The organism is Paracoccus sp. J39, from assembly GCF_000518925.1.
Taxonomy (GTDB): Bacteria; Pseudomonadota; Alphaproteobacteria; order Rhodobacterales; family Rhodobacteraceae; genus Paracoccus.
In genome coordinates this window covers 135,425-149,268 of sequence record NZ_JAEN01000004.1, presented here as the reverse complement: position 1 = coordinate 149,268, position 13,844 = coordinate 135,425, and the positions used below count along the sequence as shown (strand labels likewise).

Annotated in this window: 17 protein-coding genes; 10 read left to right on the top strand and 7 right to left on the bottom strand. The window is 70.3% G+C overall.

What is annotated here, in order from left to right:
- The first annotated feature begins 136 nt into the window (after window positions 1–136).
- Window positions 137–748: an OmpW family protein gene (locus L632_RS0105630; protein WP_084637748.1), complete on the top strand. Its 612-nt coding sequence runs from the start codon at window positions 137–139 to the stop codon at window positions 746–748.
- Between the two features lie 50 nt (window positions 749–798).
- Here L632_RS0105630 and L632_RS0105625 read toward each other — a convergent pair whose 3' ends face one another.
- Genes L632_RS0105625 through L632_RS0105615 form a run of 3 tightly spaced genes read right to left on the bottom strand, consistent with a single transcriptional unit; the run spans window position 799 to window position 2,953 of the window.
- Window positions 799–1,284 (bottom strand): lysozyme inhibitor LprI family protein, encoded by a 486-nt coding sequence (locus L632_RS0105625; RefSeq protein WP_028711332.1) that lies wholly within the window; start codon window positions 1,282–1,284, stop codon window positions 799–801.
- Entirely contained in the window at window positions 1,281–1,793 is a 513-nt protein-coding gene (locus L632_RS0105620) for a lysozyme inhibitor LprI family protein (protein ID WP_028711333.1), read from the bottom strand. The genes L632_RS0105625 and L632_RS0105620 overlap by 4 nt, the downstream gene beginning before the upstream one ends.
- Window positions 1,793–2,953 carry an isovaleryl-CoA dehydrogenase gene (locus L632_RS0105615; RefSeq protein ID WP_028716461.1) on the bottom strand — a complete coding sequence of 387 codons (1,161 nt, stop codon included), beginning with the start codon at window positions 2,951–2,953 and terminating at the stop codon, window positions 1,793–1,795. Before L632_RS0105615 ends, L632_RS0105620 begins: the two co-directional genes overlap by 1 nt.
- A 176-nt stretch (window positions 2,954–3,129) precedes the next feature.
- Between L632_RS0105615 and L632_RS0105610 the strand changes: the two genes are divergently transcribed.
- Both L632_RS0105610 and cbiB read left to right on the top strand, forming a co-directional pair.
- Window positions 3,130–3,696 (top strand): histidine phosphatase family protein, encoded by a 567-nt coding sequence (locus L632_RS0105610; RefSeq protein ID WP_028711335.1) that lies wholly within the window; start codon window positions 3,130–3,132, stop codon window positions 3,694–3,696.
- Window positions 3,693–4,634: an adenosylcobinamide-phosphate synthase CbiB gene (gene cbiB, locus L632_RS0105605; RefSeq protein ID WP_028711336.1), complete on the top strand. Its 942-nt coding sequence runs from the start codon at window positions 3,693–3,695 to the stop codon at window positions 4,632–4,634. Before L632_RS0105610 ends, cbiB begins: the two co-directional genes overlap by 4 nt.
- On the opposite strand, the gene hemC is transcribed toward cbiB, so the two are convergent.
- Window positions 4,631–5,572, bottom strand: coding sequence for a hydroxymethylbilane synthase (gene hemC / locus L632_RS0105600; protein ID WP_028716460.1), 942 nt, complete (start codon window positions 5,570–5,572; stop codon window positions 4,631–4,633). The genes cbiB and hemC overlap by 4 nt on opposite strands.
- Before the next feature lie 76 nt (window positions 5,573–5,648).
- Here hemC and hemE point away from each other — a divergent pair, with 76 nt between their 5' ends.
- Both hemE and L632_RS0105590 read left to right on the top strand, forming a co-directional pair.
- Window positions 5,649–6,677 carry a uroporphyrinogen decarboxylase gene (hemE, locus tag L632_RS0105595; RefSeq protein WP_028711338.1) on the top strand — a complete coding sequence of 343 codons (1,029 nt, stop codon included), beginning with the start codon at window positions 5,649–5,651 and terminating at the stop codon, window positions 6,675–6,677.
- A gap of 16 nt (window positions 6,678–6,693) precedes the next feature.
- Window positions 6,694–7,572 carry an EamA family transporter gene (locus L632_RS0105590; protein WP_028711339.1) on the top strand — a complete coding sequence of 293 codons (879 nt, stop codon included), beginning with the start codon at window positions 6,694–6,696 and terminating at the stop codon, window positions 7,570–7,572.
- Here the strand turns inward: L632_RS0105590 and L632_RS0105585 are convergent.
- A complete protein-coding gene (locus L632_RS0105585) occupies window positions 7,559–8,149 on the bottom strand; it encodes a LysE family translocator (protein WP_028711340.1) in 591 nt (196 codons plus the stop codon). The genes L632_RS0105590 and L632_RS0105585 overlap by 14 nt on opposite strands.
- A 70-nt stretch (window positions 8,150–8,219) precedes the next feature.
- Here L632_RS0105585 and L632_RS0105580 point away from each other — a divergent pair, with 70 nt between their 5' ends.
- Window positions 8,220–8,693: an Lrp/AsnC family transcriptional regulator gene (locus tag L632_RS0105580; RefSeq protein ID WP_051416112.1), complete on the top strand. Its 474-nt coding sequence runs from the start codon at window positions 8,220–8,222 to the stop codon at window positions 8,691–8,693.
- Window positions 8,694–8,835: 142 nt separating this feature from the next.
- A complete protein-coding gene (locus tag L632_RS0105575) occupies window positions 8,836–10,371 on the top strand; it encodes an ATP-dependent RecD-like DNA helicase (protein WP_028716459.1) in 1,536 nt (511 codons plus the stop codon).
- Here L632_RS0105575 and L632_RS0105570 read toward each other — a convergent pair.
- On the bottom strand, window positions 10,368–11,189 hold the full coding sequence (locus L632_RS0105570) for an EcsC family protein (RefSeq protein ID WP_036697438.1): 822 nt from the start codon (window positions 11,187–11,189) through the stop codon (window positions 10,368–10,370). The two genes, L632_RS0105575 and L632_RS0105570, sit on opposite strands and share 4 nt — an antisense overlap.
- A gap of 176 nt (window positions 11,190–11,365) precedes the next feature.
- Between L632_RS0105570 and L632_RS0105565 the strand changes: the two genes are divergently transcribed.
- Entirely contained in the window at window positions 11,366–11,881 is a 516-nt protein-coding gene (locus tag L632_RS0105565; RefSeq protein WP_028711344.1) for an Ivy family c-type lysozyme inhibitor, read from the top strand.
- On the opposite strand, the gene L632_RS22130 is transcribed toward L632_RS0105565, so the two are convergent.
- Complete coding sequence (locus tag L632_RS22130; protein ID WP_051416113.1) at window positions 11,869–12,441, bottom strand: GNAT family N-acetyltransferase; 573 nt, start codon at window positions 12,439–12,441, stop codon at window positions 11,869–11,871. The two genes, L632_RS0105565 and L632_RS22130, sit on opposite strands and share 13 nt — an antisense overlap.
- A 210-nt stretch (window positions 12,442–12,651) precedes the next feature.
- Between L632_RS22130 and L632_RS0105555 the strand changes: the two genes are divergently transcribed.
- Both L632_RS0105555 and L632_RS0105550 read left to right on the top strand, forming a co-directional pair.
- Complete coding sequence (locus L632_RS0105555) at window positions 12,652–13,248, top strand: flavin reductase family protein (protein ID WP_028711345.1); 597 nt, start codon at window positions 12,652–12,654, stop codon at window positions 13,246–13,248.
- Window positions 13,248–13,811, top strand: coding sequence for an adenine phosphoribosyltransferase (locus L632_RS0105550; protein WP_051476385.1), 564 nt, complete (start codon window positions 13,248–13,250; stop codon window positions 13,809–13,811). Before L632_RS0105555 ends, L632_RS0105550 begins: the two co-directional genes overlap by 1 nt.
- The last annotated feature ends 33 nt before the right edge of the window (window positions 13,812–13,844 follow it).

Genomic DNA, 13,844 nt, shown 5'->3' with positions numbered 1-13,844 from the left:
CTTTCGGTCGGGGCGCCGGGGCCTTGCGCCAGTTTGACGCAGGCACGGCCCGGGCGGGAAATTCTTGATCCAGATCAACGCCGCATCCGCGCCCGGGGCGGCATGAGCGGGCATGCGACAAGAAGAGAGGATCGCCATGAGACAGAAGCTTGCCCTCGCCGCGGCGCTCGCCGCGCTGGCCTCGCCCGCGCTGGCGCAATCGCAAGGGGAATGGACGCTTGGCTTCGGGATCGCGCATGTGAATCCCAAATCCGACAACGGCGACCTCGCCGGCGGCGCCTATCCGACCAGCATCGGCGACAGCACCCGTCCCAGCATCACCTTCGAATATTTCATCCGCGACAATATCGGCATCGAGGTGCTGGGCGCCCTGCCCTTCAAGCACTCGATCCGGTCGAACGGCACCGAGATCGGCACGGTGAAGCACCTGCCGCCGGTCGTCTCGCTGCAATACCATTTCGACGCGACGCCGCAATTCAAGCCCTTCGTCGGCCTGGGGGTGAACTTCACCGGCTTCTGGGACGGCGACGCCAGGGGGCCGCTGGCCGGTTCCGACCTGCGGGTCAAGAACAGCTGGGGCCTGGCCGCCCATGCCGGTGCCGATTACTGGATCAACGACCGGGCGGCGATCCGCGCCGACCTGCGCTGGATCGACATCAATGCCGATGTCGAGCTGAACGGCGCCAAGATCGGCGAGGTCGAGGTCGATCCGGTCGTCGCCGGCATCAGCTACGTGATGAAGTTCTAGGCCGCCGCCGGGGCGTTCCGCGACGGGGCGCCCCTGCTCCGGGGACCGGCTCATTCGGCGGATCCCAGCGCCATGAGCAGCGCGACCTGCCGGGCGGTCTCGTCCCGGATGCAGCGGGCGCGGGCCAGATCGCCCTTGCCCTCGGCCGCCGCGTCCCGGGCCTGGTTGCACAGGTCCTCGCGGAACTGCAGCCAGCTGCGCTCGGCCTGGCGCAGGCTCTCCTGCGGATCGGCGCCCTTCTCCCCCTGCGTCTTCAGCGCCGCCTCGTAGACCCCGGTCAGCTTCGCCTCCCAGGCCTGATGCGAGGCGTCGAGGCAGTTGGCCATCGGGAAATCCGGGTCGTCGCCGGTATATTTGCCGCGCGCATAGTCGAGACAGGCTTCCATGCCGGTCCCGGCGCAATCGGCGCGCGCGCCCTGGGTCGAGGCATCGCCAAGGCATCGGTCGATGGCGGCGGGGTCGAAGCCCGAGGCATCGCCGGCGAAGCATGGCGCCGCCAGCAGCAGGGCCAGGGCGCATCCGGCCAGGCGCTTCATTCCATCCCCTCCGCGATGTCGCGCAGGCGCAGGGCCTGTTCGGCCGTCAGGCGCAGCACGCAATCCTGCGCCGCCGGACCGCCCAGCGTCCCGCCCTGATAGCGCAGGCTCTCATAGCGGCACGAGGAATCGCGGAAGGCGATCCAGTGGCGCTGCGCCTGCTGCAGGGCCGGGGCCGCGGGCTCGGCGGCCGAGCCGAGCTCGGCCAGATCCGCATCCGCCGCCTTGGCGGCTTTCAGCGCCCGCTCGTAATAGCCGTTCAGCAGCTTGTCCCAATCCTTCGCCTCATGGCCAAGGCATTCCACCATGCCCACGGTGGTCTCGCCGCCCGGCGTCGCCATGCATTGCGTCGAGGCCTCGCCAATGCAGCTTCGCAGCCCCGGCGCGGCGCTGGCATCGGCTTCCGCATCCGCGATGCATTTCGCGAAACCATCGGTATCGTATCGCGGGCCATCCTGGGCCAGCACCGGGCCGGCGGCCAGCAGAAGGAAAAGGACAAGCAGGCGCATCAGGCGATCTCCATCAGTTGACGCCCGATCAACATGCGGCGGATTTCCGAAGTTCCGGCGCCGATCTCCATCAGCTTGGCGTCGCGGAACAGCCGGCTGACCACAGAATCGTTGAGGAAGCCCGCACCGCCCAGCGCCTGCACGGCCTGATGCGCCTGCACCATGGCCTGTTCGCTGGCGTAAAGCACCGCGCCCGCCGCATCCTGTCGCGTGACCTTGCCGGCGTCGCAGGCTTTCGCCACCTCGTAGACATAGGCCCGCGCCGTGTTCAGCGCGACATACATGTCGGCGATCTTGCCCTGCATCAGCTGGAACGAACCGATCGGCTGGCCGAACTGCTTGCGTTCCTTGACATAGGGCATGACCTCGTCGAGGCAGGCGGCCATGATGCCGGTGCCGATGCCCGACAGCACCAGCCGCTCGTAATCGAGGCCGGACATCAGCACCCGCACGCCCTTGCCCTCCTCGCCCAGCACGTTCTCGAAGGGCACCTCGCAATCCTGAAAGATCAGCTCGCCGGTGTTCGAGCCGCGCATGCCCAGCTTGTCGAAATGCGGGCTGGTCGAGAAGCCCTTCATGCCGCGCTCGACGATGAAGGCGGTGATGCCCTTGCTGCCGGCCTCGGGGTCGGTCTTGGCATAGACCACCAGCGTATGGGCGTCGGGCGCGTTGGTGATCCAGTATTTGCTGCCGTTCAGCACATAGCGGTCGTTCTTCTTTTCGGCCCGCAGCTTCATGCCGACCACGTCGCTGCCCGCGCCTTCCTCGGACATGGCCAGCGCGCCGACCGCCTTGCCGCTGCACAGGTCCGGCAGGTATTTCGCCCGCTGCTCGTCGGTGCCGTTCAGCTTGATCTGGTTCACGCACAGGTTGGAATGCGCGCCATAGGACAGGCTGACCGAGGCCGAGGCGCGGGCGATCTCCTCGGTGGCGATCACATGCGCCAGATAGCCCATGCCGCTGCCGCCGAATTCCTCGGGCACGGTGATGCCCAGAAGGCCCAGATCGCCCATCTCGCGCCACAGCTCGTTCGGAAAGGCGTTGCTGCGATCGACCTCGGCCGCGATGGGCTTCACCCGCTCCTGCGCCCAGCGATGGACGGTGTCGCGCAGGGCGTTCACGTCCTCGCCCAGGTCGAACTGCATTCCCGCGGTGAACATCGGCCATCTCCTCCATTTATTGAACGAGTGTTCATTTAACTGGTTTATGCCGCCAAGCCGGGGCCTGCGTCAAGCCTGTTCTCGGCGGTTCAGGGCGATCCTGCGCCTGCGGGGGCCGCGTTGACAAGCCTGCGGCCGCGCGCCATTCCTGCCGCGCCTAGCCGCAAGGATGCCCGATGAGCCCGCTTCCCGATGCCGCCGCGCGGCTGCTGATTCTGCGCCACGCCCCGCTGGCCCGGCCGGGGCTTGCAGGGCGCCGCGATGTCGAGGCGGATTGCAGCGACGGCGCGGCGCTCGACTGGGCGCGCGCGGCGCTGGATGGGGCCGGGACGCATTGGTCCAGCCCCGCCCTGCGCTGCCGCCAGACCTGCGCGGCCCTGGGGCTGGCCCCGGAATGGCAACCCGCCTTGTGGGAGCAGGATTTCGGCGGCTGGGAAGAGCCCGGCGCGATCATCCCCGACCTCGGCCCGCTGCCGCCCGAGCAATTGGCACGCCAGCGCCCACCCGGCGGCGAAAGCTTCCTCGACATGGCGGCGCGGGTGCAGCCGCTCCTGGACCGGGCGCGCGGCACGGTGGCCATCGTCGCCCATGCCGGCACGGTGCGGGCGGCGCTGGCGCTGGCGGTCGGTCCGGCGGCGCTGTCCTTTTCCGTGGCGCCGCTGTCGCTGACCGTCCTGTCGCGCAGCCCCGCCGGCTGGGCGGTCGAGGCCGTCAACCGGGTCGCGCCCAAGGTCGCGCCATGATCCTGTCGCAGGACACGCTGACCATTGCGCTGGTGGCGCTGCTGGTCGATGCGCTGATCGGCTGGCCCGAGGCGCTTTATCGCCGCGTCTCGCATCCGGTGGTCTGGATCGGGCGGCTGATCTCGGCGCTGGACGCCCGCTGGAACCGGGGCGGGCATCGCATCGCCCGCGGCGCGCTGGCGGTGGGGGTGACGGTCGGCGCGGCGCTGCTCCCGGCGCTGCTGCTGACCCGGGCGCTGGCGCCGCTGCCCTTGGGCCCCGTCCTGCTGGGCGTGCTGGCCTGGCCGCTGGTCGCCATCCGCTCGCTGCACGACCATGTCGCCGCGGTGGCGCGGCCCTTGGCCGCGGGGGATGTCCCGGCGGCGAAAGCGGCGGTGGCGATGATCGTCGGCCGCGAGCTGGACGACCGGCCGGCACCCATCGCCCGCGCCGCGCTGGAAAGCCTGGCCGAGAACACATCCGACGGCGTGGTCGCGCCTCTGTTCTGGGCAGCGGTCGCGGGCCTGCCGGGAATCGCGGCCTACAAGGCCATCAACACGCTCGATTCGATGATCGGCCACATGAACCCGCGCCATGCGCTGTTCGGTCGCGTCGCCGCGCGGCTGGACGACCTGGTGAACCTGCCGGCCTCGCGGCTGACGGCGCTGCTGTTCCTGCTGGCCGCGCCGCCTGCCGGGGGACGCGCGGCAGGGGTGATCCGGCGCGACGCCCGCCGCCACCGCTCGCCCAATGCCGGCTGGCCCGAGGCCGCCATGGCCGGGGCGCTGGACGTGCGCCTGTCCGGCCCGCGCCGCTATCACGGCGTCGAGACGCCCGAGCCCTGGCTGAACGGAAATGCCCGCGACCCGCAGGCGCGCGACCTCATGGCCGGGCTGCGGCTTTATCGCCGCGCCATGGCGCTGCTGGGCCTGGGCCTTGCGGCGCTGCTGCTGGCCTAGGACCAGTCGAAGAAATCGGCCGGCGCCCGGCCGCGCAACTCCTCGGCCAGGTCGGTGCCCATGGCAGCGCCGTCCGAGGCCGGACCGATACGCTCACCCGCGATCACCTCGCTGCCGTCGGGGCGCAGGATCTCGCCGCGCAGCCGCAGCCGGTCGCCCTGCAGTTCCGCCAGCCCGGCGATGGGCGTCTGGCAGGAACCGTCGAGCCGGGCGAGGAAGGCGCGCTCGGCCGTCACCCGCAGCGCGCTGTCCCGGTCCGAGATTGCGGCCAACAGCGCCGCGGTGCGCGCGTCATCGGCGCGCCGCTCGACCCCGATGCAGCCCTGCGCCACGGCGGGCAGCATCTCGTCGGGATCGACCGCGCCGCGCGCGACATGCAGCATGCCCAGCCGCGTCAGCCCGGCCATGGCCAGAAAGGTCGCTACCGCGACTCCATCTTCCAGCTTTTTCAACCGCGTCTGGACGTTTCCCCGAAACTCGACGAGCTTCAGATCCGGCCGCCGTGCCGCCAGCTGCGCCCGCCGCCGCAAGCTCGAGGAACCGACGACAGCGCCTTGCGGCAGCTGGGAAATCGCCGCGAATTGCGCGCTGACGAAGGCGTCGCGCACATCCTCGCGCGGCAGATAGCAATCGATCAGCAGGCCCTCGGGCTGGATCGTCGGCATGTCCTTCATCGAATGCACGGCGATGTCGATGTCCTGCGCCAGCAGCGCATCCTCGATCTCGCGGGTGAACAGGCCCTTGCCGCCGATCTCTTTCAGCGGCCGGTCCAGCACCCGGTCGCCGGTGGTCTTGATCACCACGATCTGGAAGGCGTCGGCCGCAAGGCCATGCGCGGCCATCAGCCGGTCGCGGGTCTCGTGCGCCTGGGCCAGCGCCAGGGCCGAGCCACGGGTGCCGATGCGGATGGGGTTCTGGGGGTCGGGCATCTGGGTCATGGCAAAGGGCTTAGCGCCCCCCCTCGGCCTTGACAACGGGGCCGTGCGCGCCATGAAGGGCCGCAAGAGGTGAACCATGTCCGAAAAAACCATCCTGCGCGCGCTGAAGGGCGAGCGTTTGCCCGTTCCGCCCGTCTGGATGATGCGCCAGGCCGGCCGCTACCTGCCGGAATACCGCGCCACCCGCGCCCAGGCCGGCGACTTTTTGTCGCTGTGCTACACGCCGGACCTGGCGGCCGAGGTGACGCTGCAGCCGATCCGCCGCTACGGCTTCGACGCGGCGATTCTCTTCGCCGACATCCTGCTGCTGCCGCAGGCGCTGGGACTCGACCTGTGGTTCGTCACCGGCGAGGGGCCGCGGCTTTCCACCGTCACCAGCGCCGCCGGGGTCGCGGCGCTGAAACCCGCCGAGGCGATCCACGAGACGCTGGCGCCGGTCTATGAAACCGTCCGCATCCTGGCGCGCGAGCTGCCGCGGGAAACCACGCTGATCGGCTTTGCCGGCGCGCCCTGGACCGTCGCCACCTACATGGTGGCCGGCCGCGGCACCCCCGACCAGGCCCCGGCCCACGGCTTCAAGGCCGAGGACCGCGCCGCCTTCGCCGCGCTGATCGACCGCATCACCGAGGCGACAATCGACTATCTCTCGGCCCAGATCGAGGCGGGGGCCGAGGTGGTGAAGCTGTTCGACAGCTGGGCCGGCTCGCTCAAGGACCGGGACTTCGACGATTTCGCCGTCGAGCCCGCGCGCCGGATCATCGCCGCGCTGAAGGCCCGCCACCCCGGCATCCCGGTGATCGCCTTCCCGCGCGAGGCCGGGCCGCGCTATGCCGGCTTCGCCCGCGCCACCGGCGCCGATTGCGTGGCGCTGGACAATTCGGTCAGCGCCGACTGGGCGGCGGCCGAGGTGCAGAAGGACGGCTGCGTGCAGGGCAATCTCGACCCGCGCCTGCTGGTCAGCGGCGGCGAGGAACTCGTCTCCGAAACGCGCCGGATCGTGCGGGCCTTTTCGCAGGGCCCGCATATCTTCAACCTCGGCCATGGCATCACCCCCGAGGCCGATCCCGAAAACGTCACGCGGATGCTGGAGGCGATCCGGGGCTGATGGGCGGGGTCGGGGCTTGAGCTGGATCCTCGCCACGCTGATCGCCGCCGCGGCCCAGACCGGGCGCAATGCGGCGCAGCGGCGGCTGACCGCCGAGCTGGGCACCATGGGCGCGACCGCCGTGCGCTTCCTCTTCGGCCTGCCCTTCGCGGCGCTGGTGCTGGCGGGGATGGCGGCGCTGGTGCCGGTGCCCCTGCCCGACGCCACGGTGCTGGGCTGGGCGGCGCTGGGGGCCGCCTCGCAGATCGCCGCCACCGCGCTGATGCTGCTGACGATGGAAAGCCGCGGCTTCGGCGTCACCACGGCACTGATCAAGACCGAACCGGTGACGCTGGCGCTGATCGGCACCCTGATCCTGGCCGAGGCGCTGGGCCCCGCCCGCATGGCGGCGATCGCCACGGCGACGCTGGGCGTAGTGCTGATGTCGGGCGCCGACTGGCGGCGCGGCGGCTGGCGTGCGGCGGGTCTGGGCATCGCGGCGGGGGCGCTGTTCGGCCTCTCGGCCATCGGCTTTCGCGGTGCGATCCTCGCCCTGCCCTTCGGCGCGGAACCGGTTCGCGCGGCGACCGTGCTGGTCCTCAGCCTGGCCCTGCAAAGCGCGATCATGCTGGCCTGGCTGGGCGCGCTGGACCGCCCGGCGCTGGCCGGCATAGCCCGGCACTGGCGCAGCTCTCTGGGCGCCGGCGCGCTCGGGGCGCTGGCCTCGCTGTTCTGGTTCCTGGGCTTCGCGCTGACCGCGGCGGCCAATGTCCGCACCCTGGCGCTGGTCGAGGTGGTGATGGCGCAGCTCGTCTCGGGCCGGGTCTTCCGCGAGGGCATCCGCCCGCGGCAACTGGCCGGCATGGCCCTGATCGTGCTGGGCGTCGCCGCGCTGATCGCGGTCAGTGCCCGGTGACGACCGGCAGCATCGAGCCGACCAGCAGCAGCGCCATGACCCGGTTGAACAGCCGCAGCCGCGCCGGCTGGGACAGGACGCCGCGCAGCCCTTGCCCCATCGCCGTCCAAAGCGCGACCGAGGGCAGGTTCACCAGGGTAAAGACCAGCGCCACCACCAGCGTGCCGCCCACCCCGGCCGAATAGGCCGAAAGCGCGCCCAGCGCCATCATCCAGGCCTTGGGATTCACCCATTGAAAGGCACAGGCGGCCAGAAAGCCCATGGGCCGCGCCGCCACACCCTCGCTCCCGGGCGCCGAGGCATGGGCGATCTTCCAGGCCAGCCACAGAACATAGGCCATGCTGACCCACTTCAGCGCCTCGGCCAGACGCGGCGCGCCGGCCACCAGCCGGTCGACGCCCAGCCCCAGCAGCGCCACCATGGCGCCGAAACCCAGCGCCACGCCCAGCAGATGCGGAACGCTGCGGCGAATGCCGAAATTCGCCCCGGACGCCATCAGCATCAGGTTGTTGGGCCCGGGCGTGACCGAGGTGACGAAGGCGAAGGCGACAAGCGCCAAAAGGATCTGGTGCGACATTGCGGATTTCCCTGAAGATCCCGCAATGATATTGTCATGTTCATGCAATTTCCGGCCTGATTTGCGAGCGATGGCAGAAAAGGGACAATCAGACTTCGATATAGACCCGGTATCCGCGCGGATCTTGCGCATCCTTGCCCGGAACGGCCGCATGCCGAATCAGCAGCTTGCCGCCGAGGTCGGGCTGTCGCCTTCGGCCTGCCTGCGCCGGGTGCAGGATCTGGAACGGCGCGGCGCCATCCAGGGCTATCGCGCCATCATCGCCCCCGCCGCCCGCGCGGCAGGCTTCACCGCCTATGTCACCGTCGGCCTCGCCCGCCATTCCAACGAGGCGCAGCAGGCTTTCGAGCGCGCCTGCCTTGCCGCGCCGCAGGTGCGGGAATGCCACAACATCACCGGCTCGGTCGAATACCTGCTGCGGGTCGAGGTGCGCGACCTGGACGCCTATCGCCGCTTCCATACCGAGGTGCTGGGCGCCTTCCCGCAGATCGCCACCATCACCACCCATGTCGTCATGGGCTCGCCCAAGGACGAGCGGGCCTGAACGCGTCAGCCTCGCATGGGTATTTGGGAAACAGAGAAGACCGGGCCGGGATGGCTTCTTCTTCGTTCTTCAAATACCCAAATCGCGGCGGGGCCGCCGGAACGGCCTTTCCGCCCCTCGCGCCGCGGGATAACAAGGGCGCATGACCCTGCCCGCCCTTTCCCCCGATCAGGCCGAAGCCTGGGACGCGCTTGCCGCCGTGCTGGAAGAATCCGGCATCGACCTGGTCTCGGAGGAGATCGCGCCGCCGAAACCCGGCAAGGGCCGGGTCATGGCGGTGATCGGCAAGGCCGGTTCGGGCAAGACCCTCTTGCTGGCGGAACTGACCAGGGCGCTGAAGGCGGCCGGTGTCGACATCGTCTCGGGCGATTACGAGGGCAAGAAGCGCAAGGACCGCCGCACCGTCGCCATCCTCGCCCCGACCAACAAGGCGGCCTTCGTGCTGCGCATGCGCGGCGTGCCGGCGACGACGATCCACCGCATCCTCTATACCCCGGTCTATGATCCGGAATACGAGCGCATCGCCGACTGGCTGACCGGCGCCGGCGAGCGGCCTTCCGTCGAGGGGCTGATGGAAGGGTTGACCGAGGCGGCGCTGGACCGGGCCAAGGCCTTTTACGACCAGCATGCCTCGATCCCCGGGGCGCTGGCCGCGGCGGGGTTGCGCGGTTCGGATTTCATCCGCGGCTGGAAGCGGCGCGAGGACGGGCTGGACATCGGGCTGGTCGACGAGGCCTCGATGCTGGACGAGCGCCAGTTCGAGGACCTGCGCGAGATCTTCCCGGTCCTGATCCTGTTCGGCGACCCCGCGCAGCTGGCCCCGGTCGGGCAATCGGGCGAGATGGTCTTCGACCGGCTGGCCGCCCCGCAGCGGCTGATGCTGAGCCGCATCCACCGGCAGGAGGGCGACAGCCCGATCCTGGACCTTGCCCATGCGCTGGTCGATCCGGCGCTGGAATTCGACGCCTTCGAGCGCATGATCCGCCAGGCCGCCGCCCGCGACCCGCGGGTGATCTGGGCCGAGCGGGTCGAGAGCGACCTGATGGCGCAAAGCCCGGTGCTGGTCTGGCGCAACGTCACCCGCATCAAGCTGATCCAGGCCTTTCGTTCCGCCTATGGCGCGCCGGGCGATGCGCTGCTGCCGGGCGAGCCCCTGATCTGCGACGGGCTGGAACTGCCGCTGAAGCACCGCAAGAAGCGCATCGACCTGGAGGCGCGCGGGCTGATCAAGGGCGCGCAGGTGGTCTATCTGGGGCCGGGGCGCAAGCCCGGCTTCTCGCGGCTGCATGTCGTCGGCGCCGAGGAGCCGCGGCTGTCCGCCGCCAGCATCGTCAAGATCGAGATGCCAGATGTCGAGGAGCCCTTCATCCCCTTCGCCGCGCGCATGGGCGCGACCTTCCTGCATGGCGCGGCGGTGACCATCCACAAGGCGCAGGGCAGCCAGTGGCCCGACGTGCAGGTCTTTGCCCCCGACATCGCCGCAGCCGCCTGGTCGGGCCGCAGCGAGGCCGGGGTGGCGCTGTGGAAGCGGCTGGCCTATGTCGCCATCACCCGCGCGCAGGAGCGGCTGCACTGGGTGGTGAAGTCGCGCCTTGCCCGGCCCTCGGCCCCCTTGGACACCGCGCATCTGGAAGCCCCGGCGGGGGTCCTGGAACTGGCCGCCGAAACCGAGGCCTAGCCGCGCCGGGACAGTTTCCGCGCCGCCGTGTTCGGGCGCAGCTGGATCATGCGCAGCTCCAGCGCCTCGGCCAGCGCCTCGCGCGGGATGCCGGTTTCCTGCGACAGCCGCAGCAGGCCGAAATGCACCCGGGCCAGTTCCTGGTAATAGCGGGTGAAGCTGTAATTGATCGAAGCCCCGGCCAGGGCCCCCAGCAGCGGCACCGCCTGCGCCGCCAGCTTCTGCGCCAGCGAGGCCGAGAGCCGCGGCGCCACCCGCGCGATCAGCGCCTGCACGGTCTGGCCGGTGATGGTCATGCGCGCCGCCAGCAGGCCGAGATCGGTGCCGTCGTCATCCGAAAGCGGCCCCGCCGAGGCGAAGACATGCAGCGCCTCGCGCCGCGCCTCGTCCGAGACGGGATCGAAGCCGTGTTCGCCGGCGATGTCCATGATCGCGCGCAGAAGCAGCGTCACCGTGACCGGCAGTTCCAGCATGGCCCCGCCGATCCCGGCCAGTCCCCCGACCGCGCCCGAGGTGGTCGAGAGCATGCGGTTGAACAGGTCGCCGCGATCCCGCATCACCCCGCGCGAGCGCGAGGCGGCGTCGAAGGCACGGTTCAGCGCCGCCAGGGTGATGCGGTCCATGCGCCCGCGCACCGACGCCGGCAGGCGCTCGATCAGCCCTTCGGCCTTGCCGCCGACGGCGGCCATGAGCTCCATCGCCACGCCGCCCGCCTGCAGGTAGCGCCGGGCAAGGCGGTCGATCTCGGCATGCACGGTCGGATCGTCGATCGGGGGCAGCACGGCCTGCCGGGCGGGGATCTGGGTCTGCTCGGTCATCCTGTGGACACCTTGGATTGTCATGGCTTGCGCCGGGAGTTCGTCTGCGCAAGCATCTGGGCATTGGCAAGGGAACCCGCAAGCCGCCCGGCGGGTTCCGACCGCAGAATGCATACCCGCCGCGCCTCCCGCCTTGGCGGCCTCCGTCGGTGGGACAAGGACAAGGAAGACCGGAAATGACCATCCGCCGCATGATCCCGATGCTGACCGTAACCGCCGCGCTGGCCCTGGGACAGGCCGCGACGGCGCAGGATGCCGCCGGGCAGCCCGCGGAACCGGCGGCGCCCGAGGCCGCGCAGGAGGGCGGGCTGACGCTGGCCGACCTGGGCAAGGACGAGGCGCTGACCGCAGCCGTCGAGAAGATGGCCGAGGGGCATCAGCTGCCCGGCTGGCTGCGCGAGGGCGCGGTGGTGACGCCCGGCCAGAAGGTCGGCTTCGGCGGCAAGGAATACCTGGCGATGACCGCCTGCCAGCAGCATGATTGCGCGGAAAACCAGATGGCGGTGCTTTACGCGCCCGATGGCGGCGCGGCCTATGGCGTGCTTTCGGTGCGCGACGGCGAGGGGGCCGAGCTGCTGACCTGGCTGGGCATGGCCGGCGGGCCCGAGACCATCGACGGCCGCACCATCCTTTACGCGGCGCTGACCGGCAGCCTGGCCAACCACCCCGAGGCTTTCGTCTATCCCGAGTGAACCGGCGGCACGCCCCCGGTGCCGCCGCGATCCTCGGGCGGGTCGCGGCGCATCTCGTGCAGACCGGCGGCTTCGCCGGTTTCGCGCTCGACCTGCCCGGTGACGCCTTCCCAGGCGCCGGGGATCAGTTCGATCCCCAGCACCCGGTCGGGATTGGTGGGCGGCGGCATCTCGACGCCCTCGAGCTTCCAGAAACCAAAGCGTTGATAATAGGGCAGATCGCCGACCAGCATCACCCGCTGCCAGCCCATTTCCGCTGCCCGCGTCAGGCTTTCGCGCATCAGAAGCCCGCCCAGCCCCTCGCCCTGCGTCGTCGGATGCACCGCCACCGGGCCGAGCAGCAGCACCGGCCGGCCGCCGACGCGCACCGGCCAGTAGCGGATCGCCCCCATCAGCGCGCCGAAATCGTCGCGCAGCATCAGGCAGAGCGCGCGGACCGGCGCCACCCCGTCGCGCAGCCGGTAGGAGGACAGCGCCGTGCGCCCCGGCGCGAAGCACAGGTCCAGCAGGGCCTCGACCTCGGGCGTGTCGGCGGGGGTCTCGGGGCAAAGTTCGTACATCCTGCCTCCGCTGATGGGGTCGGGATTCGGGTGGGTCTTGGCGCGGCGCAGGGACCGCGTAACATGCAGCCGCCGCGACGAAAACCGCCTGCGGGATCACAAGATGCAAAATCCCCGCGGCAGGTCCGGCGAGAACGGCGAGGCTTGACGCGCCGCGTGCATGGGGTCACTTCTGGGGCCCGCATCACCCAGGGAACAGCGAGGGCAGCCATGTTCTACCGACCCCAGGACGGCCACGGGCTGCCGCACAACCCTTTGAACGCCATCGTGGCGCCGCGGCCCATCGGCTGGATCTCGACCCGCGGCCGGCAGGGCGACAACCTGGCGCCCTATTCCTTCTTCAACCTGACCGCCTATGTGCCGCCGCAGGTCATGTTCGCATCGACCTCGGCCAAGCCGGACCGGCAGGGCACCAAGGACAGCGTGGCGCAGATCGCGCAGTCGCGGGTGTTCTGCGTCAACATCGCCGACGGGCCGCTGAAGGATCAGGTCAATGCCAGCTCGGCCGCCTTCCCGGCCGGGGTGAACGAATTCGAGGCGGCCGGCATCGAGGCCGCGGAATGCGAAAGCATCGACTGCCCGCGCGTCGCCGGGGCCGCCGCGGCGCTGGAATGCCGCGCCACGCGCATCCTGCGGCTGGCAGGCGAGGCGAATTACATGGTGCTGGGCGTCGTCACCGGCATCCACCTGCGCGAGGATTGCCTGAAGGACGGCCGCTTCGACCTGCACGGCACCGGCTGGCTGTCGCGCATGGGCTACAAGGACTACACCATCACCACCGAGACCTTCGAGATGGAGCGCCCCTGATGGAGAACCGGCCGGAAAAGCGCCGCCGCGACAGCCGCACGGTGCGCGACTATATCCGCACCATCGTCGATTTCCCGCATGAGGGCATCCTGTTTCGCGACGTGACCACGCTTTTCGCCGATGCGCGCGGCTTTCGCATGGCGGTGGACCAGCTTCTGGCCGCCTATGCCGGCGAGGATATCGACAAGGTCGTCGGGCTGGAGGCGCGCGGCTTCATCCTGGGCGGCGCGGTGGCGCATCAGCTTTCCGTGGGCTTCGTGCCGATCCGCAAGAAGGGCAAGCTGCCCGGCGCCGTCATCAGCCAGGCCTATGCGCTGGAATATGGCGAGGCGGTGATGGAGATCCATGACGACGCCCTGAAGCCCGGCGAGCGGGTGCTGATCGTCGACGATCTGCTGGCCACCGGCGGCACCGCCGCGGCCGGCATCTCGCTTTGCGAGCGGCTGGGGGCCGAGGTCGTGGGCTGCGCCTTCGTGATCGAGCTGCCCGAGCTGGGCGGGCGGACGCTGCTGGAAGGGCTGGGCCACGAGGTCCATGCCCTGACCAGTTTCGAGGGCGCCTGATCCCTTGCGGCAGGCCCCTGCCGGGGTTAGGTG

What these genes read in the sequence shown, in the direction of transcription:
- hemC (WP_028716460.1), bottom strand. Translation starts at nt 5,572, where the DNA reads ATGACCCAGATGCCCGACCCCCAGAACCCCATCCGCATCGGCACCCGT.
- L632_RS0105585 (WP_028711340.1), bottom strand. Translation starts at nt 8,149, where the DNA reads ATGTCGCACCAGATCCTTTTGGCGCTTGTCGCCTTCGCCTTCGTCACC.
- L632_RS0105625 (WP_028711332.1), bottom strand. Translation starts at nt 1,284, where the DNA reads ATGAAGCGCCTGGCCGGATGCGCCCTGGCCCTGCTGCTGGCGGCGCCA.
- L632_RS0105610 (WP_028711335.1), top strand. Translation starts at nt 3,130, where the DNA reads ATGAGCCCGCTTCCCGATGCCGCCGCGCGGCTGCTGATTCTGCGCCAC.
- L632_RS22130 (WP_051416113.1), bottom strand. Translation starts at nt 12,441, where the DNA reads ATGTACGAACTTTGCCCCGAGACCCCCGCCGACACGCCCGAGGTCGAG.
- hemE (WP_028711338.1), top strand. Translation starts at nt 5,649, where the DNA reads ATGTCCGAAAAAACCATCCTGCGCGCGCTGAAGGGCGAGCGTTTGCCC.
- L632_RS0105550 (WP_051476385.1), top strand. Translation starts at nt 13,248, where the DNA reads ATGGAGAACCGGCCGGAAAAGCGCCGCCGCGACAGCCGCACGGTGCGC.
- L632_RS0105575 (WP_028716459.1), top strand. Translation starts at nt 8,836, where the DNA reads ATGACCCTGCCCGCCCTTTCCCCCGATCAGGCCGAAGCCTGGGACGCG.
- L632_RS0105630 (WP_084637748.1), top strand. Translation starts at nt 137, where the DNA reads ATGAGACAGAAGCTTGCCCTCGCCGCGGCGCTCGCCGCGCTGGCCTCG.
- L632_RS0105565 (WP_028711344.1), top strand. Translation starts at nt 11,366, where the DNA reads ATGACCATCCGCCGCATGATCCCGATGCTGACCGTAACCGCCGCGCTG.
- L632_RS0105620 (WP_028711333.1), bottom strand. Translation starts at nt 1,793, where the DNA reads ATGCGCCTGCTTGTCCTTTTCCTTCTGCTGGCCGCCGGCCCGGTGCTG.
- L632_RS0105555 (WP_028711345.1), top strand. Translation starts at nt 12,652, where the DNA reads ATGTTCTACCGACCCCAGGACGGCCACGGGCTGCCGCACAACCCTTTG.
- L632_RS0105615 (WP_028716461.1), bottom strand. Translation starts at nt 2,953, where the DNA reads ATGTTCACCGCGGGAATGCAGTTCGACCTGGGCGAGGACGTGAACGCC.
- L632_RS0105580 (WP_051416112.1), top strand. Translation starts at nt 8,220, where the DNA reads ATGGCAGAAAAGGGACAATCAGACTTCGATATAGACCCGGTATCCGCG.
- cbiB (WP_028711336.1), top strand. Translation starts at nt 3,693, where the DNA reads ATGATCCTGTCGCAGGACACGCTGACCATTGCGCTGGTGGCGCTGCTG.
- L632_RS0105570 (WP_036697438.1), bottom strand. Translation starts at nt 11,189, where the DNA reads ATGACCGAGCAGACCCAGATCCCCGCCCGGCAGGCCGTGCTGCCCCCG.